This window comes from Streptomyces sp. NPDC054841, assembly GCF_053611045.1.
Window position 1 is genome coordinate 1 of record NZ_JBSGZO010000111.1, and the last position, 20830, is coordinate 20830.

Below are 20830 nucleotides of genomic sequence, written 5' to 3' on the forward strand. Positions count from 1 at the left end.
GCTGGACACGATCTCCGGCGACTCGGCGCGCGAGGCGTGGGCGACGGCCGGCCGGCTGCTGGCTGCCGGCCGATCCGGGCACGGAGACCGTGGCCACGACGCAGCAGGAGCTCGGCCGGAGCGATTCGGCCGGCCGACAGCGGATGCCGCCCGCTGCTGCTCTGCGTCCCGGCAGCGAACGGCCGCCCGGCCTCGGCCCCGGGCTGCGCCCCGCTGCTGGTGGCGGGCGGGCCGGAGCCCCGGCCGGCCGCCATGGGCGGGTAGGCCCGAAGGGGCCTACCGGGGCCCTGCCCCATGGACGCGAGGAGGCCACCGCGGCCACCATGGCCTCATGGCTCACGACACTGCTCGTACGCCCCCGCCCCCATCCCCGCCGCTGCCGCCCACCGCCGAAGTCGTGATCATCGGTGGCGGGGTCATCGGAGCGAGCATCGCCTTCCATCTCGCCGAGGCCAAAGTCCGCGAGGTGCTCGTCCTGGAGCGCGACACACCCGCGTCCGGCTCGTCCGGCAAGCCGATCGGCGGCGTGCGCGCCCAGTTCTCCGATCCGCTCAACATCCGCCTCGGGCAGCGCAGTCTGCGGGCCTGGCGGGAGTTCACGGAGCGCCCCGGCGCCGACGTGGGTCTTCAGAGCGTCGGGTATCTCTTCCTGCTGGGCCGCGACGAGGAAGCCGCTGCGTTCCGCGAGGCCGCGGCCGTCCAGCGGGAGCTGGGCGTCCGGAGCCGCGTCATCAGTCCCGGCGAGGCCCATGAGCTGTGCCCGTACATCGATCCGTCCGGGATCGTGGCCGCCGCCTACTCCCCCGACGACGGCTACGCCCTGCCCAAGGCCGCTGTCCTCGGCTATCTCCGGGCGGCCCGCGACCTCGGCGCGACCGTACGCACGCACTGCACCGTCACCGGCATCGAGCGCGACGGCGACACGCTGCGTGCCGTGCACACCACGTCCGGCACGGTCCGCGCCGGGACCGTGATCTGCGCGGCCGGAGCCTGGTCGGCCGCGGTCGGGGACATGGCCGGGGTGCGGCTCCCGGTCACCCCACTGCGCCGCCAGATCGCCCTCACCGGCCCGCTCACCCCACATCCGCCCCGCATCCCCTTCACGCTCGACTTCGGCTCGACGCTGTACTTCCACAACGACGACGCGGGCGGCCTGGTCCTCGGCCTGTCCGATACTCGCCAAGCACCCGGCTTCGGGCGGGAGTTCACCGAGGAGTGGCTGGAGCCGTTCCGCGAGGCCGCCGCCCGCCGCGCCCCCGCGCTCGCGGAGCTGAAGCCGGCGGGCGGCTGGGCGGGGCTGTACGAGATGACCCCGGACCGCAACGCGCTCATCGGCGAGGCACCGGGAGTCTCCCGGTTCCTGTACGCCACGGGCTTCTCGGGGCACGGCTTCCTGCAGGCGCCCGCGGTCGGCGAGATCGTGCGCGATCTGTGGCTGGGCCGGGAGCCGTTCCTCGACGTGGGTCCGCTGGCGGCGACCCGCTTCGAGGGAGCCCGTGCCGCCCGCCCCGAGGCCCACGTCATCTGACCGCCCCGACCGGCTCAGGAGGTCCGCATGGTTTCCACCGTCCCCACCTGGCAGCTGCGCGCCGCGTTCGCCCGGCGGCTCTCCGCGATGTACGGGACCGAGGTCCCCGCCTACACCACGCTGGTCGAGGTGGCCGGACAGGTGAACGACACGGTGATGCGGGCGGCCGGCGAGAGCGCTGAGCGGCTCGGCAGCATCGAGCGGGTCACGGCGGAGCGGCACGGAGCCATTCGCGTCGGCACCCCGCGCGAACTGCGGCAGGCGGCGCAGATCTTCGCCGCTCTCGGGATGGAGCCGGTCGGCTTCTACGATCTGCGGGACGCCGCGGCCAGCGCCGTACCGGTGGTGTCGACGGCGTTCCGGCCGGTCCTGCCCGCGGAGCTGGACCGCAATCCGTTCCGGGTGTTCACGTCGATGCTGACCCCGGCGGACCGCCGCTTCTTCGACGCGGATCTGGAGAAGCGCCTGGAGGCGTTCCTCGGGCGCCGGGCGCTCTTCCCTCCCGAGCTGCTGGAGCTGGCGGAGTGCGCCGAGCAGGAGGAGGGCCTCCCCGAGGACCGGGCCGAACGGTTGCTGTCGCTCGCGGTCGCCGCGTTCGAGCTTTCCCCGGAGCCGGTGGACCGGGCCTGGTACGCGGAGCTGGAGAAGGTGTCCGCGGTCGCCGCCGACATCGGCGGGGTGACCAGCACCCACATCAACCACCTCACTCCGCGGGTGCTGGACATCGACGATCTCTACCGGCGGATGGAGGACCGGGGGATCACGATGATCGACCGGATCCAGGGGCCGCCGCGCTGGGACGGCCCCGATGTGCTGCTGCGTCAGACGTCGTTCCGGGCGCTGGCGGAACCCCGCACCTTCCGGGAGGCCGACGGCACGACCACCACAGGCTCACTGCGCGTGCGGTTCGGCGAGGTCGAGGCCCGGGGCATCGCGCTCAGCCGCGAGGGCCGCGCGCTGTACGACCGGCTCGTCGACGGCCCGGTCGAGGAGTGGGCCGCGCACTTCCCGCACACGGAGCGCCAACTGGCCGTGGACGGGCTGGGGTTCTTCACGTACAAGGCCGTGCACGACCGGCCGCGCGACGGCAGGCGCCCACCGGACGATCTCGCCGGCCTGCTCGCCGGAGGCTGGGTGACGGCTCGCCCCATCGTCTACGAGGATTTCCTGCCGCGTTCGGCGGCCGGCATCTTCCAGTCGAATCTCACCGACCCGGGCGCCCGTGACACGGCCCAGGAGGGAACCCATTACGACCAGCAGGGGATGTCCGAGGCGATCGGACGCACCGTGCACGACCCCTTCGACCTGTACGCCGCACAGCAGGACGGCTCGCTGGGCCGCGCCCGCGGCGCCCTGATGGAGGCATGAGCGGCATGAACCGAGGAGAGCGACGCATGTCCACCACCGCACTGCCCGACACGGACGCGCTGCGGACGCGGGCCGCGCAAGCCCTGCGCCGCTGTGGCGTCGCGCAGCCGACCACAGGCCAGGGAGTCGTCGCCCGTACGCCGCTGACGGGCGGGACGCTCTTCACGCTGCCCGCCACCACGGCCGAGGGGGCCGGCGCGGCGATCGACGCGGCGCACAGCGCGTTCCTGGAATGGCGCACGGTCCCGGCGCCGCGCCGGGGCGCGCTGGTCAAGCGGCTCGGTGAGCTGCTCACCGAGCACAAGGAGGATCTGGCGGAGCTCGTCACCATCGAGGCCGGGAAGATCCACTCCGAGGCGCTCGGCGAAGTACAGGAAATGATCGACATCTGTGAGTTCGCGGTCGGTCTCTCCCGGCAGCTGTACGGCCGCACGATGGCGTCCGAGCGGCCCGGCCACCGCCTGTCCGAGAGCTGGCATCCGCTGGGCGTGGTCGGGGTCATCTCCGCGTTCAACTTCCCGGTGGCGGTGTGGTCGTGGAACACGGCGATCGCTGTGGTCTGCGGTGACACCGTGGTCTGGAAGCCCTCGGAGCTGACCCCGCTCACCGCGCTGGCCTGCGACGCGCTGCTCCGCCGGGCGGCCTCCGACGCCGGCGCGCCCGAGGGCGTCCATCACCTGCTGCTGGGTGACCGGGAGTGCGGCGAGTGGCTGGTCGACGACGCCCGGGTGGCGCTCGTCAGCGCCACCGGGTCGGTCCGGATGGGCCGGGAGGTGGCACCGCGGGTGGCCGCGCGCTTCGGCCGCTGCCTGCTGGAGCTGGGCGGGAACAACGCGGCCGTGGTCACCCCGTCCGCCGACCTCGATCTGGCGGTACGCGGCATCGTCTTCTCGGCGGCCGGGACCGCCGGGCAGCGGTGCACCACCCTGCGCCGGCTCATCGTCCACGAGGACATCGCCGACGAGCTCATGGAGAAGATCGTCCACGCGTACGGTCAGCTTCCGATCGGTGATCCTTTCGACGCCGGCACGCTGGTGGGTCCGCTGATCTCGACGGCGGCGTACGACGCGATGGCCAAGGCACTGGAGGCGGCGCAGTCGAACGGCGGAAAGGTGCTGACGGGCGGCGACCGGCGGCTCGCTGAGGCGGCGCCCGAGGCCGCCTATGTCCGTCCCGCGGTGGTGCGGATGCCGGCGCAGACGGCGATCGTGAAGTCGGAGACTTTCGCGCCGATCCTGTACGTCATGACCTTCCGGACGCTGGACGAGGCGATCGAACTGCACAACGGCGTCCCGCAGGGGCTGTCCTCGTCGATCTTCACGCAGAGCCAGCGAGAGGCGGAGCGGTTCCTGGCCGCGGACGGTTCCGACTGCGGGATCGCCAACGTGAACATCGGCACCTCGGGCGCCGAGATCGGCGGCGCGTTCGGCGGTGAGAAGGAGACGGGCGGCGGACGGGAGTCGGGCTCGGACGCGTGGCGCGCGTACATGCGCCGGGCGACGAACACGGTGAACTACTCGGACGATCTGCCGCTCGCGCAGGGCGTCAACTTCCTCTGAGCACTGGATCGATCCCTGCGGGATGATCCACGACACCCCGAGAGTTAGTAGAAGCGTGAACAACTTCGGGGTGCGAGACGTGGACGTGGTCGTGATCGGCGCCGGACAGGCAGGGCTGTCCGGCGCTTACCATCTGCGGCGTGCGGGACTGCGCCCGGACGTCGACTTCGTGGTCCTCGACCACGCCCCACGACCCGGCGGTGCCTGGCAGTTCCGCTGGCCGTCGCTGACGTACGGCAAGGTCCACGGCATGCACGCACTGCCCGGCATGGAGCTGACCGGAGCCGACGACAGCCGCCCGTCCTCCGAGGTCGTCGGCGAGTACTTCACGTCGTACGAGGACACCTTCGGCCTGCGCGTCCACCGGCCGGTCCATGTGCACGCGGTGCGCGAGGGCGAGGGCGGCCGGCTGCTGGTCGAGACGTCAGAGGGTACGGAGGGTACGGGGCGTGTGTACGCCACGCGCGCGCTGATCAACGCCACCGGCACCTGGGACCGGCCGTTCTGGCCCCGCTACCCGGGACAGGAGACCTTCCTCGGGCGCCAGCTGCACACGGCGGACTATCCGGGGCCGGGGGCGTTCGCGGGCCGGCGGGTGATCGTGGTGGGCGGCGGGGCCTCGGGGACCCAGCATCTGCTGGAGATCGCGGAGGTGGCGGCGGAGACCACGTGGGTGACGCGCAGGCCGCCGGTTTTCCGCGAGGGACCCTTCGGCGAGGTGCAGGGCCGTGAGGCCGTGGCCATGGTGGAGGAGCGCGTACGGCGTGGCCTGCCACCGCTGAGCGTGGTGTCGGTGACCGGCCTGCCGCTCAACGACTCGATACGCCGCGCCCGCGCGGAAGGCGTACTGGACCGGCTGCCGATGTTCGACCGGATCACGCCGACCGGGGTGGCCTGGGACGACGGCCGCACGGTCGACGCGGACGTCATCCTCTGGGCCACGGGCTTCCGCGCCGCGATCGACCACCTGGCGCCGCTGAAGCTGCGCGAGCCGGGGGGCGGGATCGCGGTGGAGGGCACGCGAGCGGTACGGGACGAGCGCATCCATCTGGTCGGCTACGGCCCGTCGGCCTCGACGATCGGCGCCAACCGGGCAGGCCGGTCCGCGGTCCGCGAGATCAAGCGCCTGCTGGACCGCACCCGGCCACCGGCTCCCGGGTCCGAGCAGCGGCCTGCTGGGCTCCAGCAGCGGCTTCGTTCAGCCGTCCCGGAACCGGCCGGCGAACCGGACACGGCCGGCGTGCCTGGGCAGGCAGGTCCGCCGGCGCAGGCAGGTCCGCGGACCGGGCCGGCCCTGGTGAGCGAGCCGTTCTGAGCCGTCGTCCCAGGGGGCCGGGGTGCCGGGGCTCGCGCCCGGTCAGCCCGACGCGGACGCGGACGCCGCCGCGGCCTCGCGGTTCGCGTTGAATTCCACGACGTTCTTGCGATGTTCCTCGTAGTCGGCGGTGAAGCGTGTATCGCCGGGTGCGACGGTGACGAAGTACAGCCAGTCCCCCGGCGTCGGGCTGACCGCCGCCTTCATGGCGGCCTCGCCCGGGTTCCCGATCGGGGTGGGCGGCAGGCCCTTGCGACGGTAGGTGTTGAACGGGTTGTCGATCTGCGTGTCCTGGCGGCTGATGTCCAGTTTGGAGCGATTCAGCGCGAAGTTGAGGGTCGAGTCCATCTGCAGTGGCATGTCCTGCACGAGACGGTTGCGGACGACGCGGGCCACCTTCCCCATGTCCGCGAGGGTGTCCGCCTCGGCCTGCACGATGCTGGCGACGGTCACGGCCTGATAGAGCGTCATACGGTTGCGCTGTGCCCCGCTGCTGACGGGCGATGTGCCGAAGCGATGGCCCGCCGTGTTGACCATGAAGCTGAGCAGGCTCGCCGGGGTCGTCTTCGCATCGACCGGATAGGTGGCCGGGAAGAGATAACCCTCCGGGTTGCCCCGGGCGTCGGCGGGCAGCCTCAGCCGTGCGCCGGCGGCGACCGCCGCCTTCCGGGTGGTGCCGGCCGAAACGCCGAGCGCCTTGTCGACCGCGGCGTAGACCTGCGAGGACCGCCAGCCCTCGGGGATGACCAAGGTCTTCGGTCGCGTCTCCTGCTTGGGGGGCCGGGGCTCCTTCTGGAGCAGCGGAAGCAGTACGGCCGCGGCCGCTGCCGCCAGGCCGGCCACACCCACGACCAGTACCAGTCGGCCACGGCGCGTCAGGCGTACCCTGCGCCTGCGCCTGGCCTTCGGGAACTCGTTCCTCATATGGGCACGCTAACCCGGAGCCGCCGCGCACACCGGAATGCGCGCCGCCGCTCCCGCCGAGGAAGCGACGGATACGGCTCCGGCGCTCAGGACGTGGCCGGTGCCAGCTCGTCGTCCCTGCGCACCAGGGCCGCATACCGGCCGTCCTGGTCGAGCAGTTCCTCGTGCGAGCCGCGCTCGGCTATGCGGCCCCTGTCGAGGACGACGATCTGGTCCGCGTCCCGCACGGTGGAGAGCCGGTGGGCGATCGTGATGGTGGTGCGGCCCGCCGACAGGGCATCGATCGCCTGTTGCACCGCATACTCCGTACGGGTGTCGAGGGCGCTGGTCGCCTCGTCCAGAATGAGCACCGGCGGATCGCGCAGGATCGTGCGGGCGATGGCGAGGCGCTGCTTCTCGCCACCCGAGAAGCGGTATCCACGCTCGCCGACCAGGGTGTCGTAGCCATCGGGCAGGGACGCGATGTGGTCGTGGATCTGCGCCGCACGCGCCGCCGCCTCGATCTCCGCCTCGGTGGCGTCGGGCTTGGCGAAGCGCAGATTCTCGGCGACGGAGGCGTGGAAGAGGTACGTCTCCTGGGAGACGACGCCCACCGCCCGGGAGAGTGTGTCGAAGTCGAGGTCGCGGACGTCGACCCCGTCGAGAGTGACCCGTCCGTCGGTGACGTCGTAGAGCCGGGGGACGAGATAGCTGAGCGTGGACTTGCCGGATCCGGTGGGTCCGACGACGGCCAGGCTGTTGCCGGCGGGCACGGTGACGTCGATGCCGTCGAGTGTCCGCCCGCTCCTCTCGTCGTAGCTGAAGCCGACGTGCTCGAAGCGCACTTCGCCGCGGATCTTCTCCAGCCGCACCGGCTTCTCCGGTTCGGTGATGTCCACCGGCAGGTCCAGGTACTCGAAGATCCGTTGGAAGAGGGCGAGCGAGGTCTGTATCTGCACACCGGTGGAGAGCAGGCTGACAGCCGGACGGAAGAGGCCCTGCTGGAGCGAGACGAAGGCGACGAGCGTACCGATCGAGATCGTGGCCCCGCCGGTCTGCAGGGTGAGTCCCGCGGCCCAGTAGAGCATCGCGGGCATGGCGGCCATGACGATGCCGATCGTGGCCATCCGCCACCGCCCGGCCATGCTGGAGCGGACCTCCAGATCGACCAGGCGCTCGGACTCGTCGGCGAAGGACCGGGTGAGCGAGTCGGCGCGGCCCATCGTGCGGCCGAGGAGAATGCCACTGACCGACAGCGATTCGGTGACCGTCGCGGCCATGGCGGCCATCTGCTTCTGCCGCTGCGTCGTGATCGTCTTGCGCTCCCGGCCGACCCTGCGGCTGATCCAGACGAAGATCGGCAGCAGGAGCAGGGACACGGCGGTGAGACGCCAGTCCAGCGCGAGCATCGCGACGATCGTGGCGACGACGGCTGTCAGATTGGAGACCAGGGACGTCGCGGTGGAGGTCACGGTCGCCTGCATGCCGCCGATGTCGTTGGCGATGCGCGACTGGACCTCGCCGGTGCGGGTCCTGGTGAAGAAGGCGAGCGGCATCCGCTGCAGCTGGGCGTAGACGCCGGTCCGCAGATCGTGCATGACACGCTGGCCGACGGTGGTCGAGACCAGGGTCTGCAGCACGCCGAAGACGCTCGTCATCACGGCGGTGAGGATCATGCCGAGGGCCAGCAGCGACAGGAGGCCCGTGCGGCCCTGCGGGATCGCGGTGTCGAGGATCTCGCGGAGCAGGAACGGCGAGGCTACGGAGACGAGTGACGAGGCGCCGACGAGCAGCCCGACGAGGGCGAGCCGGCCCCGGTACGGGCGGAACAGCCGGAGGATGCGCCGCACCTGTGCGGGCTGCTCCGGCCGCGAGGGATCGAGCGGGCGGTCGGGGGGTGTCCAGGACGGACCGTCATGAGGGCGCATGGGCTCCTTCTGTGTCTGCTTCTGTGCCTGCTGCTGCGTCTGCTGCTCTGATCGATCTTCCGACCGGCTTGCTCACTGATCCTGCTACTGCGGGCGCGGGACGGCGAACCGGTTCGAGGATCCTAGCTCACTGTTACCTATGCTCACAATGAGCCTGGTCCTGATATTGTTCCCCCATGACCACCCCCATCCCCGCTGCCGACGCGGACGGCCTGCTGGCCGAGCAGCTGCTGCGGCTCACCCGCCGGCTCCACCGCATCCAGAAGCGACATCTGGAGCCGGTCGGCATCACCCCCGCGCAGTCCCGGCTGCTGCGCGTCGTCGCGCACTACGACGGGGCCCCGCGGATGGCTGATCTCGCCGCCCGGCTGGAGGTCGTGCCGCGTGCCGTCACCACTCTGGTCGACGGACTCGAGGCGGCCGGCCGGGTCCGGCGCGTACCGGATCCGACCAACCGCCGGGTCGTGCGCATCGAGCTCACCGAGAGCGGCCGCGCCACCCTCAGGCAGCTGCGCAGCGCGCGCCGGGCCGCCGCGGAGGACATCCTGGCTCCACTGACCGTCGATCAGCGCGAGGTGCTCGGCGGGCTGCTGTCCGCTCTGGTCGACGGAGGGCCCGAGCCCCGCTGTTAGGGCCTGGCACCGGCCCCTCAGCAGCGTCGGCGGTCCTGCGTCACCATCCCCTGGACGGTCCGCAGGCTGCGGTCGTAACAACCGCCCGGCGCCACCGTGCCGTACAGCCGGTAGTGCTCCGCCGTCGTACCGACCGCATGTCGCTGATCGCGCGGAACATTCGCCGTGTACGTGGCATCGCCCTCGTACGCGTCGTCGAGCCGGGACCAGGCGATGCGTTTCCCGCCGCGCAGCACCACGGTGTCGGCCCGGTCCCCGAGCGTGAGCAAGGTCCGCAGCCGGTCGCCCGCGCCAAGGGTCGTCTCCCCGTCCATCGTGTACGTCCGGTCGGTACGGGTCGTGGTCCTGCCCGAGGTCACGGTCTCGTGGTCCGTCCAGGTGGCCCGGAGCGCGTCCGGGTTCTCGGCCTCGCCCCAGCGGTGCACGGAGTCGTGGGCGAGCGACCGGGTGACGGTGGTGGTGGTCCGCCCGTGCGAGGTGTTCAGATGTCCGGCGACGGTCAGCCGGTGGCCGGCCCCGGTGTCCAGCCGGTTCGGCGAACCGGGTGTGTACACGGAGGAGTTGGCGAGTGCGCCCTCCTCGTGACGGGTCAGGGCGCCGGTGACCACACTGCGGCCCTCGTCCTGCCAGATCAGCACATTGGTGGGCGTGCTCCAGCCGGTCTGCCCGGCGGGCACTCCTGCGACGGACACCTCGACGCGGTGCGGGCGGCCGTCGTTGAGCCGCGCGGCGAACGGCGTCAGGTCGTACTGGACGGGCTTGATGTCGAAGGCGCGCGGCTCCGGAATCACGTACCAGAGAAAGGGATTGGACCAGCCTCCGGTCCATACGGTCGGAAACGGCGCCGCGATGCCGGCGAGTTGTCCGTCGACCCTGATCTGCACCTCGCGGTACGGGCCTTCGTCCGCCTTGCAGGAGTACGGCGCCGGGTCCGGGACGGTCATGTACCAGTACTCCTCGCAACCGCCGCCCGAGCCGGTGGCGTACACCTCGGCGACGATCCGCTCGGAGTTGCGCGGCATGGTGATGGTCGTGCCGTCGAGCGGGAGCACCCGGTCGGGGACAGCGGCCGGCCGGGTGCGGCCCTCCGCCGCGTAGAACGTGAGGGTCACCTTGACGTCGATGACTCCGGTGTAGGTGTCGTCGACGACGTTGCCGATGAGCATCTCGACCGGCTGTGCCCGGCGCAGGATGTCGCTGTAGCGGGTGACGTCCTTCTCGACGGACCAGGTGATGCCGTCGGGCGAGGGCTGCGGAGTGGAGGTACGGAAGACCTCGACGCCGCCGACCGTGAGATGGCCGAGCCGGTCGTACTGGCGGCCCTTGACGCTGCCGTCGAGCCGCAGCACCACCTTGCTCCAGGTGCTGCCACAGCCCTTGGGCGGTGTGTAGCCGCCCTTGTACGGCGTGAAGTCGCGGAACTGCGCCTCGGCGAGGGTGATCCCGCAGGACGTGGTGGACGGCCGGGTGACGGGTGGCGCGGCGGTGACCGGGTCGTGCCAGTCGCTGCCGAACTCGGCCGGTGGGCTGTCCGCGGCGGCAGGGTTCGCACCGAGCAGCGATCCGGCGGCCAGCACCACCCCCGCGATCATGGACATGATCTGTCGTCGTCTCATGCGTCGGGAGTGAAGCGTGAGGGTTGCGCGGGCGCCAGGGGCGGCGGCGGATCATGGCCTGTTCTGCGCCATGCGACGCGAAAATCGTTTGCAGCGACCGACTGCGGAGAGCGAACCTTGCACGTCCGAGGCGCTCTTCCGAACGATCTGGGATGTCATGCAGATTCGCGATCTTCCGTATCTCGATCCCGGAGTACCGGACGTCCGGTCGGGACTCAGGTTCCTGATCTGGCTCGGGCGCAAGCAGCTCGGCGGCCAGCTCAAGTCACTCGCCTGGGGCATGCTGCACTTCGTCTCCGTCATGGTCCTTCCGTACGGCGTCGGACTCGCCGTCCAGGCGGTCGTCGAGCGCTCGGGCACCGGACTCGCCCTCGCGGGCGGACTGATCGCCCTCGCCGCGGTCGGCATCGCGGGCGGTGACACGATGCTCCACCGCACGGCGGTCACCAACTGGATCACTGCCGCGGCCCGGGTCCAGCAGTTGCTGGCGCGCAGGACCGCCGCGCTGGGCTCCGCACTCACCCGGCGGGTCGCCGCCGGTGAGGTCGTCGCGGTCTCCACCGGCGATGTCGAGAAGATCGGCTGGTTCGTGGAAGCCGTCTCACGGTTCCTCGCAGCGGCCCTCACCATCGTCGTCGTCTGTGCGGCACTCCTGGTCTACCAGCCGGCGCTCGGCGTGCTGGTCGCGATCGGCGTCCCGGTCCTGGCGCTCGGCGTCCTGCCGCTGCTGCCCCGGGCCACCCGGCTCGCCGACGTCCAGCGCGAGAAGGCGGGCAAGGCCACCGAGCTGGCTTCCGACACCGTCGCGGGCCTGCGGGTGCTGCGCGGCATCGGCGGCGAGGAGCTGTTCCTCACCCGCTACCGGCGCGCCTCGCAGGAGGTGCGCAGGGCCGCCGTCCGCAGCGCCCGGATGTGGTCGCTGATCACGGCGCTGCAGGTGCTGCTGCCGGGTCTGCTGCTCATCGCCGTGGTCTGGTACGGCATCGGGCTCGTCCGCGACGGCCGGATCGAGGTCGGTGAACTGGTCACCGTGTACAGCGCGGTGATGCTCCTGACCTATCCCCTGCGGCATTTCGAGGAGATCGCGATGGCGTACTCCTTCTCCCGGCCGTCGGCGCGGCGCGCGGCGCGCGTGCTGTCGCTGGAGCGCGCGACGGGCGGGGCCGCGGGCACTTCCGACGCGGTGCCCACGGGTGAGCTGTACGACCCGGCCACCGGGCTGCTGGCCCCGGCCGGGGCGCTGACCGCCGTCGTGTGCGGCGACCCGGACGCGGCGGGGCGGCTCGCCGAACGGCTGGGCGGCCACCCCGCGGAGCCGGAGGGGCTGCCGTCCGTGCTGCTCGGCGGGGTGGCGCTGGAGGAGCTGCCGCTGGACGCCGCGCGGGCCGCGGTGCTGGTCCAGGACAAGGACCCGGTGCTGCTGTCGGGGAGCCTCAGGGAGCTGCTCGACGTGCCCACCTCCGGTGCGGTCCCGGCGGAGGCGGCCCTGGCCGCGGCCGAGTGCGGCGATGTGCTCGACGCGCTGGCGCAGGCCTCCCTGGACGGGGACCCGACGGCCGCGACCGTCACCGAGCGCGGCCGCTCGCTCTCCGGTGGGCAACGGCAGCGGCTGGCCCTCGCCCGGTCGCTGGTCGCGGACCCGGAAGTGCTGGTGCTCGACGAGCCGACCTCTGCCGTCGACTCGCACACGGAGGCACGGATCGCCGACGGTGTGCGGGCGCTGCGCGCAGGTCGGACGACCGTCGTGTTCACCTCCTCGCCGCTGCTGCTCGACCGTGCGGACCGGGTCGTCCTGGTCCACGAGGACGCGGTCGCGGCGGTCGGGGTGCACCGCGAGCTGCTGCACGAGGAGCCGCGCTACCGGGCGGTGGTGACCCGCGAGACGGAGGCGGAGCAGCTCGCCCTGAGCCAGGGGCTCGGCGAAGCCGAGGTCGAAACCATCGACACCATCGACGTCATCGAATCCATCGACGCCATCGACATCGAGGAGACGGCATGATCGGCGTCGCGCCGCCGGAATACGACCCGGCGGCCCCCCGGACGGCGACCACCCTGCCGGTGGGCACGCCGGAGACCGTACGGTCCTACGTGCGCGAGCTGCTGCGGCGGCACCGCCGCGCGTTCGTGCTGCTCATCGTCGTCAACACGGTGGCTGTCGTGGCCTCGATGGCCGGGCCGTGGCTGCTCGGCTCGCTGGTGGAGCGGGCGGCGGACGGCGCGCGCGAGCTCCATCTGGAGCGCACGGCCGCGCTGTTCGCGGTGGCGCTCGTCGTCCAGGCCGTGTTCGTACGGCTGGTGCGGCTCCGCGGGGCGATGCTCGGCGAGCGGATGCTGGCGGATCTGCGCGAGGACTTCCTCGTACGGTCGGTGGGGCTGCCGCCCGGCGTGCTGGAACGTGCCGGTACGGGCGATCTGCTGTCCCGGATCACCACGGACATCGACCGACTGGCGAACGCGATGCGCGAGGCCGTGCCGCAGCTGACGATCGGGGTGTTCTGGATCGTGCTGCTGCTCGGCGGCCTCACCGTGACCGCGCCGCCGCTCGCGCCGGCCGTGCTGGTGGCGGTGCCGGTGCTGGTGATCGGCTGCCGCTGGTACTTCAAGCGGGCGCCGTCGGCGTACCGTTCGGAGGCCGCGGGGTACGCGGCCGTGGCCGCGGTGCTCGCCGAGACCGTCGACGCGGGGCGGACCGTGGAGGCGCACCGGCTCGGGGCGGCGCGGGTGGCGCTGTCGGACCGGCGCATCAAGGAGTGGACCGCCTGGGAGCGTTACACCCTGTGGCTGCGGTCCGTGCTCTTCCCCGTCATCAACGTCACCCACGCGACCGTGCTCGGTTCAGTGCTGATGATCGGCGGGGTCTTCGTGCTGCAGGGCTGGATCGGCATCGGGCAGCTGACCACGGGCGCGCTGATCGCGCAGATGATGGTCGACCCGGTGAACCTGATTCTGCGCTGGTACGACGAGCTCCAGGTGGCGCAGGTGTCGCTGGCCCGGCTGGTGGGCGTCCGCGAGATCGAGCCGGACGCGGGTGACGGGAAGGTGCGGCCGGAGGGTCGCGCGGTCCGCGCGGACGAGGTGCACTTCGGGTACCGCGAGGGTGTCGACGTGCTGCACCGCGTCTCCCTGGACGTCCCTCCCGGCACCAGGCTGGCGCTGGTCGGCCCTTCCGGTGCGGGCAAGTCGACGCTGGGCCGGCTGCTCGCGGGGATCTACGCCCCGCGCACCGGCCGGGTCACGCTCGGCGCTGCCGAGCTGTCCCGGATGCCGGCGGAGCGGGTGCGGGAGCATGTGGCGCTGGTCAACCAGGAGCACCATGTCTTCGTGGGCACCGTGCGCGACAATCTGCTCCTCGCCCGGGCGGGGGCGGAGGACGCGGAGCTGTGGGCGGCACTGGGTGCGGTGGACGCCGGCAGCTGGGCACGGGCCCTGGACGACGGCCTGGACACCGAGGTCGGCTCGGGCGGGCTCTCCCTGACCCCGGCACAGGCCCAGCAGATCGCCTTGGCCCGCCTGGTGCTGGCGGACCCGCACACCCTGGTCCTGGACGAGGCGACCTCCCTGCTGGATCCGCGCGCAGCCCGCCATCTGGAACGCTCGCTGGCCCGCGTCCTCGACGGCCGTACGGTCGTCGCGATCGCCCACCGGCTGCACACGGCGCACGACGCGGACGTGATCGCGGTCGTCGAGAACGGGCGGATCAGCGAACTGGGCAGCCACGACGAGCTGGTGGCGGCGGACGGGGCGTACGCGGCGCTGTGGCGCTCCTGGCACGGCTAGTTTCTCCGGGGGCTGATGCCCCCGGCTCCGCTGCCTCGACGCCCCACGGACGCGGTGCCGGGGGGATGCGGCGTGGGACGGGGCGTCAGGCCGATGGCGGGGCGGTGCCGGGCCGGCGGGAGATCCAGGCGCGGAGTGGAATGGCGGCCAGCCAGCAGAGCTGGGCGACTTGCGGTGAGACGAGGGTGAGCGGGACCGAGGCGGCGAAGACGGCCACCATCACCAGGCCCTCCAGGACGCCCATGCGCAGGCTCTCGCGCGGAACGCCCGGTTCGACCAGGTCCGGCCGGAAGAGGAGCCGCAGCGCCATGGCGGTGATCAGGGCCGAGGCGAGGGCGATCGTTCCCGCGTAGACCCCCGTCCCCAGAGCGGTGTCGCAGTACTCACTGATCAGCCGGGTCGGGAACGGCAGCCCGGCGATCACGGCCAGCAATGCCAGATACAGATAGACCAGCCAGGAGTCGAGCCGGACGACCCGGAAGAACAGGGCGTGCAGGCCCAGCCAGAGCACCCCGATGACGACGAAGCTCAGCAGAAACGCGCCCACGTCGGCGAGGGTGTCGTGGAGCGAGCCGCCGAGATCCGCGGCGGCCAGATCGTCGGGCACCTTGATGTCGAGGGCGAGCAGGGTGATCGCGATGGCGAAGACCGCGTCCCCGAAGGCGAGCAGCCGCTCCCGCCCGATGACCGTACCGGCGTCCTCGGCTCCCCGCTCACGTCCCGCTACGCTCACGGCCGGGACGCTACCCGGGGGTGCCGGGGCCGGCATCCGGCGCTGCGCCGAACGCCGGACACCTGACACCTGACACCTGACACCTGACACCTGACACCTGGTACCTGCCACCTGACGGCGACCTGACGCACCGGACGCCCGGCCGGGCGCACCGGGAGACCGACCTGACGAACCGGGCGATCCGCCGGCCTCAGATCACGTTCAGCGCCGCCGCGCCGCCGACGCCTCCCAGCAGCATGAACACCGGCATCAGCACCTTCAGCTCCACCCAGCTCCCGGCCCGGAAGCGCATGCCCTTCGGCGGGCCCACCGGGTACCAACGCTTGTTGCCGACCGGGATCGGCCAGAGGATCGGGCAGCCCGACACGGTCAGCGCGTCCCCGATGTCATGGACCAGGGCTCCGAGGACGACCGGCAGGCCGAGCCAGAGGTACTCCTGGCCGGGGCCGGTGAAGAGCCAGTCCGCACCGCTGCCCGGTTTGTCCAGAACGCCGGCCAGGATCCACGCACTGGTCGCGCCGAGCAGCCACACCAGCACATCGCTGGAGACCCTGGCCGCCCGCCACAGCAGCCCTTCCACGGCCAGCACCAGATGGATGAAGAGGATCGCGAGGACCGCCCAGCGCCCCCCGGTCATCGCCAGCACCGACGTGCCCGCACCTATGAGTACGGCCCACAGCCAGGTGTGCGTGAGCGTCCGGTGACCGCCCGTCCTGCGCTTGTCGCCCTGTTTCTTCGTCGCTTTGTAGACCGCGTACGAGAGCTTGTCGACCACCTCGCACAGGCCACGTGAGACCGGCCCGAAGGCCCGCGAGATCGTCGCCGCCTTGTGATCGAGGTCGGGCGCGAGAGCCGCACCCGCGCAGATCAGCGCGCCGACGACGAGAACGGGCCACGGCATCGGATGGTCCGCCGCGGCCGCCGCCGCTCCCACCCCCAGCCAGGCTGCCGCCCCGGACAGGGAGTGTGCCGGTCCCATCATGCTGTTCCCGCCCCATTTGTGTTGTCGTTGTGCTCAGTTGACGGGACAGGGTACCGGTCGCGATCTTCGTCCCGGCGGCCGGTTCCCGCATCGGGACCGAAGCCAGGCAAGATGGGGGCGTGACCCTTATCGATCAGCTGCCGCCGGATGCCGACCCCGATGCCCTCTTCGAAGCCTTCTCGTCATGGGCCGAGGACCGGGGCATCTCGCTCTACCCGGCCCAGGAGGAGGCGCTGATCGAGGTGGTCTCCGGGGCCAATGTGATCCTCTCCACCCCCACCGGCTCGGGAAAGAGCCTGGTCGCGGCGGGTGCCCACTTCGCGGCGCTGGCCCGGGACGAGGTCACCTTCTACACCGCGCCGATCAAGGCACTGGTCTCGGAGAAGTTCTTCGACCTCTGCAAGCTCTTCGGCACCGAGAACGTCGGCATGCTCACCGGCGACGCGTCGGTGAACGCGGACGCGCCGGTCATCTGCTGCACCGCCGAGGTGCTGGCGTCGATCGCGCTGCGTGACGGCAAGGGCGCGGACATCGGCCAGGTCGTGATGGACGAGTTCCACTTCTACGCCGAGGGCGACCGCGGCTGGGCCTGGCAGATCCCGCTCCTCGAACTTCCCCAGGCGCAGTTCGTGCTGATGTCGGCGACGCTCGGCGACGTCTCGATGTTCGAGAAGGACCTGACCCGGCGCACGGGCCGGGACACCGCCGTCGTGCGCTCGGCGACCCGTCCGGTGCCGCTCTCGTACGAGTACCGGACGACCCCGATCACCGAGACGCTGACCGAGCTCCTGGAGACCAAGCAGGCGCCCGTCTACATCGTGCACTTCACTCAGGCCCAGGCGGTCGAGCGGGCTCAGTCGCTGATGAGCATCAACATGTGCACGCGCGAGGAGAAGGACCAGATCGCCGAGCTGATCGGCAACTTCCGGTTCACCACCAAGTTCGGGCGCAATCTGTCCCGCTACGTACGCCACGGCATCGGCGTCCACCACGCCGGCATGCTGCCCAAGTACCGGCGCCTGGTCGAGAAGCTCGCCCAGGCCGGTCTGCTGAAGGTCATCTGCGGCACGGACACGCTCGGCGTCGGCGTCAACGTCCCCATCCGTACGGTGCTGTTCACCGCGCTCACCAAGTACGACGGCAGCCGTGTCCGTACGCTCCGCTCCCGCGAGTTCCACCAGATCGCGGGCCGCGCCGGCCGGGCCGGCTTCGACACCGCCGGATTCGTCGTCGCGCAGGCGCCCGAGCATGTCATCGAGAACGAGAAGGCGCTCGCCAAGGCGGGCGACGACCCGAAGAAGAAGCGGAAGGTGGTCCGCAAGAAGGCCCCCGAGGGCTTCGTCGCGTGGTCCCAGAACTCCTTCGAGAAGCTCATCGCCTCCGACCCCGAGCCGCTGACCTCCCGCTTCAAGGTCTCCCACGCCATGCTGCTCTCGGTGATCGCCCGCCCGGGCAATGCCTTCGACGCCATGCGCAAGCTGCTGGAGGACAACCACGAGCCGCGCAAGCAGCAGCTCAGGCACATCCGCCGGGCCATCGCGATCTACCGCTCGCTGCTCGACGGCGGCATCGTGGAGCGCCTCGACACTCCGGACGCCCAGGGCCGGATCGTCCGGCTCACCGTCGACTTCCAGCAGGACTTCGCGCTGAACCAGGCGCTGTCCACCTTCGCGCTCGCGGCCTTCGATCTGCTGGACCCCGAATCGCCGTCGTACGCCCTCGACATGGTCTCCGTCGTCGAGTCGACCCTGGACGATCCGCGCCAGATCCTCGCCGCCCAGCAGAACAAGGCGCGCGGCGAAGCGGTCGGCGCGATGAAGGCGGACGGCATCGAGTACGAGGAGCGGATGGAGCGGCTCCAGGACATCTCCTATCCGAAGCCGCTCGAAGAGCTGCTGTGGCAGGCGTACAACGTCTACCGGAAGTCGCACCCGTGGGTCGGCGATCACCCCGTCTCGCCGAAGTCCGTCATCCGTGACATGTACGAACGGGCACTGTCCTTCACGGAGTTCACGTCCCACTACGAGCTGGCGCGCACCGAGGGCATCGTGCTGCGCTATCTCGCGAGCGCGTACAAGGCCCTCGACCACACCATCCCGGACGATCTGAAGACCGAGGACCTGGAGGATCTGATCGCCTGGCTCGGCGAGATGGTCCGACAGGTCGACTCCAGCCTGCTCGACGAGTGGGAGCAGCTGGCGAACCCCGAGGTGGAGACCGCCGAGGAGGCCCAGGAGAAGGCCGACCAGGTCAAGCCGGTCACGGCGAACTCCCGGGCCTTCCGGGTGCTGGTGCGGAACGCGATGTTCCGGCGGGTGGAGCTGGCGGCGCTCGACCAGGTCGCCGAGCTGGGCGAGCTGGATGCCGAGTCCGGCTGGGACGAGGACGCCTGGGGCGAGGCGATGGACGCGTACTGGGACGAGTACGACGACCTGGGCACCGGACCGGACGCCCGCGGGCCGAAGCTGCTGTCCATCGAGGAGGACCCCGCGCACGGCCTGTGGCGGGTCCGGCAGACGTTCGCCGACCCGGGCGGCGATCACGACTGGGGCATCAGTGCGGAGGTCGATCTGGCGGCTTCCGACGAAGAGGGCCGGGCCGTGGTCCGGGTCACGTCCGTCGGCCAGCTATAGGTTGACCGTTCAAGCTCTCTGGAGCTCCGCTCACGTGACGAGGAGCCTGACATGACCAACCCCGCCGAGCGCCTGGTCGATCTGCTCGATCTGGAGCAGATCGAGGTGAACATCTTCCGCGGACTCAGCCCCAACGAGTCCTTGCAGCGCGTCTTCGGCGGGCAGGTCGCCGGACAGGCCCTCGTCGCGGCGGGCAGGACCACCGACGGCCAACGCCCGGTCCACTCGCTGCACGCCTACTTCCTGCGTCCGGGCATCCCCGGTGTGCCCATCGTCTACCAGGTGGAACGGGTCAGGGACGGCCGCTCGTTCACCACCCGCCGGGTCTCCGCGGTGCAGCAGGGCCGCACGATCTTCAACCTGACGGCGTCCTTCCACCAGCCGGAGGAGGCCGGCTTCGAGCACCAGCTGCCGCCGCGGCTGGACTTCCCGGACCCGGAGACGCTGCCGAGCATCAGCGACGAGGTCCGTGAGCATCTGGGTGCGCTGCCGGAGGCGCTGGAGCGGATGGCCCGCCGCCAGCCCTTCGACATCCGCTACGTGGACCGGCTCCGCTGGACCAAGGAGGAGACCAAGGACGCGGACCCGCGCAGCGCGGTGTGGATGCGCGCGGTCGGCCCGCTCGGCGAAGACCCGCTGGTGCACACGTGCGCGCTGACGTACGCGTCCGACATGACACTGCTGGACGCGGTCCGCATCCCCGTGGAGCCGCTGTGGGGGCCGCGCGGCTTCGACATGGCGTCCCTGGACCACGCGATGTGGTTCCACCGGCCGTTCAGGGCGGACGAATGGTTTCTGTACGACCAGGAGTCCCCGGTCGCCACAGGCGGCCGGGGACTGGCGCGCGGCCGGATCTACGACCGGCAGGGCCGGTTGCTCGTCTCGGTCGTGCAGGAGGGGCTGTTCCGCAGGCTGGGCGACTGACCGTCGCCCGGCGCGCGTTACTTCTTCACAGGGTCCAGGCAGAGGACGAACTTCTCGGCGTCCCACTCCTGCGCGAGCGCGGCCTCGCCGACGGTGCAGGAGTTGACGTCGAAGGTGTTCTCGATGACCTTGACGACCTTGTAGTTGGCGTCCTTGTCGTCACACTTCTTGGTCTCGACGTCAGGGTTGTTCTCCTTGCCGGTGACCTGGACGCAGTCGCCGACCTCGGCGCGCACCGGGGAGTTGAAGACGTAGCCGATGCCGAGCTTCACCACCACCGCGACGACGATGAGGACGACGACGCTGAGAAACTTCTTGAGCTTGCTCTTCTTGGCAGGCTCGGGCGCGGGGACGGGCACGGGCTGGCCCTGCGGGAACTGCGGGTCCTGCGGGTCCTGCGGGGCGGCGGGGGGCGTCGGAGCGCTCATCGGCGGTCTTCCTCGGGGTCGCATGCTGATCGAACGCGCGCACGCTACACGAAGAATAAGAATCACATAAACACGAGGTACGAAGGAGTCCAAGATGCCCCTGTATGGCATCCCATTGCGCACCCTGAGCGGCGACGAGACGTCACTCGCCGACCATCGCGGCAAGGCCGTGCTCGTGGTGAACGTGGCTTCCCGCTGCGGCCTGACGCCGCAGTACGAGGGGCTGGAGCGGCTGCAGAAAAGCTACGGCGACCGGGGCTTCACCGTGCTCGGCGTGCCCTGCAACCAGTTCGCCGGACAGGAGCCGGGCAGCGCCGACGAGATCGCCTCGTTCTGCTCGGCGACCTACGGGGTGACCTTCCCGCTGCTGGAGAAGGCGGACGTGAACGGCGAGAGCCGGCACCCGCTGTACGTGGAGCTGACGAAGGTCGCCGATGCGGACGGCGAGGCGGGTGACGTGCAGTGGAACTTCGAGAAGTTCCTGATCTCGCCGCAGGGCGAGGT

16 protein-coding genes are annotated in these 20830 nt (G+C 71.2%); 10 read left to right on the forward strand and 6 right to left on the reverse strand.

Going from position 1 to position 20830, the window contains the following annotated elements; all coding sequences use genetic code 11:
- Positions 1 to 331 precede the first annotated feature (331 nt).
- From ACWGI8_RS17225 to ACWGI8_RS17240, 4 genes are read left to right on the forward strand one after another with little or no spacing between them, the layout of a single operon-like run.
- Positions 332 to 1528 (forward strand): NAD(P)/FAD-dependent oxidoreductase, encoded by a 1197-nt coding sequence (locus tag ACWGI8_RS17225; protein WP_453661735.1) that lies wholly within the window; start codon positions 332 to 334, stop codon positions 1526 to 1528.
- Positions 1529 to 1555: 27 nt separating this feature from the next.
- Complete coding sequence (gene hglS, locus ACWGI8_RS17230) at positions 1556 to 2896, forward strand: 2-oxoadipate dioxygenase/decarboxylase (RefSeq protein ID WP_453661737.1); 1341 nt, start codon at positions 1556 to 1558, stop codon at positions 2894 to 2896.
- Between the two features lie 26 nt (positions 2897 to 2922).
- A complete protein-coding gene (gene amaB, locus ACWGI8_RS17235) occupies positions 2923 to 4455 on the forward strand; it encodes an L-piperidine-6-carboxylate dehydrogenase (protein WP_453661739.1) in 1533 nt (510 codons plus the stop codon).
- Positions 4456 to 4510: 55 nt separating this feature from the next.
- Positions 4511 to 5770, forward strand: a complete 1260-nt coding sequence (locus ACWGI8_RS17240) for an FAD-dependent oxidoreductase (RefSeq protein WP_453661741.1) — start codon at positions 4511 to 4513, stop codon at positions 5768 to 5770.
- A 42-nt stretch (positions 5771 to 5812) separates the two neighbouring features.
- Here the strand turns inward: ACWGI8_RS17240 and mltG are convergent, their stop codons facing one another.
- Positions 5813 to 6694: an endolytic transglycosylase MltG gene (gene mltG / locus ACWGI8_RS17245; protein WP_453661743.1), complete on the reverse strand. Its 882-nt coding sequence runs from the start codon at positions 6692 to 6694 to the stop codon at positions 5813 to 5815.
- A gap of 86 nt (positions 6695 to 6780) precedes the next feature.
- Positions 6781 to 8601 (reverse strand): ABC transporter ATP-binding protein, encoded by a 1821-nt coding sequence (locus ACWGI8_RS17250; protein ID WP_453661745.1) that lies wholly within the window; start codon positions 8599 to 8601, stop codon positions 6781 to 6783.
- Between the two features lie 176 nt (positions 8602 to 8777).
- Between ACWGI8_RS17250 and ACWGI8_RS17255 the strand changes: the two genes are divergently transcribed.
- Positions 8778 to 9233 (forward strand): MarR family winged helix-turn-helix transcriptional regulator, encoded by a 456-nt coding sequence (locus ACWGI8_RS17255; protein ID WP_453661747.1) that lies wholly within the window; start codon positions 8778 to 8780, stop codon positions 9231 to 9233.
- 17 nt (positions 9234 to 9250) lie between these two features.
- Here ACWGI8_RS17255 and ACWGI8_RS17260 read toward each other — a convergent pair whose 3' ends face one another.
- On the reverse strand, positions 9251 to 10849 hold the full coding sequence (locus ACWGI8_RS17260; RefSeq protein WP_453661748.1) for a peptide-N4-asparagine amidase: 1599 nt from the start codon (positions 10847 to 10849) through the stop codon (positions 9251 to 9253).
- Between the two features lie 157 nt (positions 10850 to 11006).
- Here ACWGI8_RS17260 and ACWGI8_RS17265 point away from each other — a divergent pair, with 157 nt between their 5' ends.
- Both ACWGI8_RS17265 and ACWGI8_RS17270 read left to right on the forward strand, forming a co-directional pair.
- Complete coding sequence (locus ACWGI8_RS17265; RefSeq protein WP_453661750.1) at positions 11007 to 12848, forward strand: ABC transporter transmembrane domain-containing protein; 1842 nt, start codon at positions 11007 to 11009, stop codon at positions 12846 to 12848.
- The gene (locus ACWGI8_RS17270; RefSeq protein ID WP_453661752.1) at positions 12845 to 14626 is read left to right on the forward strand and encodes an ABC transporter ATP-binding protein; all 1782 of its coding nucleotides are present in this window, start codon (positions 12845 to 12847) and stop codon (positions 14624 to 14626) included. Before ACWGI8_RS17265 ends, ACWGI8_RS17270 begins: the two co-directional genes overlap by 4 nt.
- 85 nt (positions 14627 to 14711) lie before the next feature.
- Here the strand turns inward: ACWGI8_RS17270 and ACWGI8_RS17275 are convergent, their stop codons facing one another.
- The gene (locus tag ACWGI8_RS17275) at positions 14712 to 15359 is read right to left on the reverse strand and encodes a TMEM175 family protein (RefSeq protein ID WP_453661754.1); all 648 of its coding nucleotides are present in this window, start codon (positions 15357 to 15359) and stop codon (positions 14712 to 14714) included.
- 190 nt (positions 15360 to 15549) lie between these two features.
- On the reverse strand, positions 15550 to 16341 hold the full coding sequence (locus ACWGI8_RS17280) for a metal-dependent hydrolase (RefSeq protein ID WP_453661755.1): 792 nt from the start codon (positions 16339 to 16341) through the stop codon (positions 15550 to 15552).
- Positions 16342 to 16460: 119 nt separating this feature from the next.
- Between ACWGI8_RS17280 and ACWGI8_RS17285 the strand changes: the two genes are divergently transcribed.
- A complete protein-coding gene (locus ACWGI8_RS17285) occupies positions 16461 to 18974 on the forward strand; it encodes a DEAD/DEAH box helicase (RefSeq protein WP_453661756.1) in 2514 nt (837 codons plus the stop codon).
- 51 nt (positions 18975 to 19025) lie between these two features.
- Positions 19026 to 19898: an acyl-CoA thioesterase gene (locus tag ACWGI8_RS17290; protein WP_453661758.1), complete on the forward strand. Its 873-nt coding sequence runs from the start codon at positions 19026 to 19028 to the stop codon at positions 19896 to 19898.
- A gap of 17 nt (positions 19899 to 19915) precedes the next feature.
- On the opposite strand, the gene ACWGI8_RS17295 is transcribed toward ACWGI8_RS17290, so the two are convergent.
- Positions 19916 to 20326: an LppU/SCO3897 family protein gene (locus tag ACWGI8_RS17295; RefSeq protein WP_453661760.1), complete on the reverse strand. Its 411-nt coding sequence runs from the start codon at positions 20324 to 20326 to the stop codon at positions 19916 to 19918.
- Positions 20327 to 20420: 94 nt separating this feature from the next.
- Here ACWGI8_RS17295 and ACWGI8_RS17300 point away from each other — a divergent pair.
- Positions 20421 to 20830: glutathione peroxidase (locus ACWGI8_RS17300; protein ID WP_453661762.1), on the forward strand; the 410-nt coding region annotated here is incomplete at its 3' end.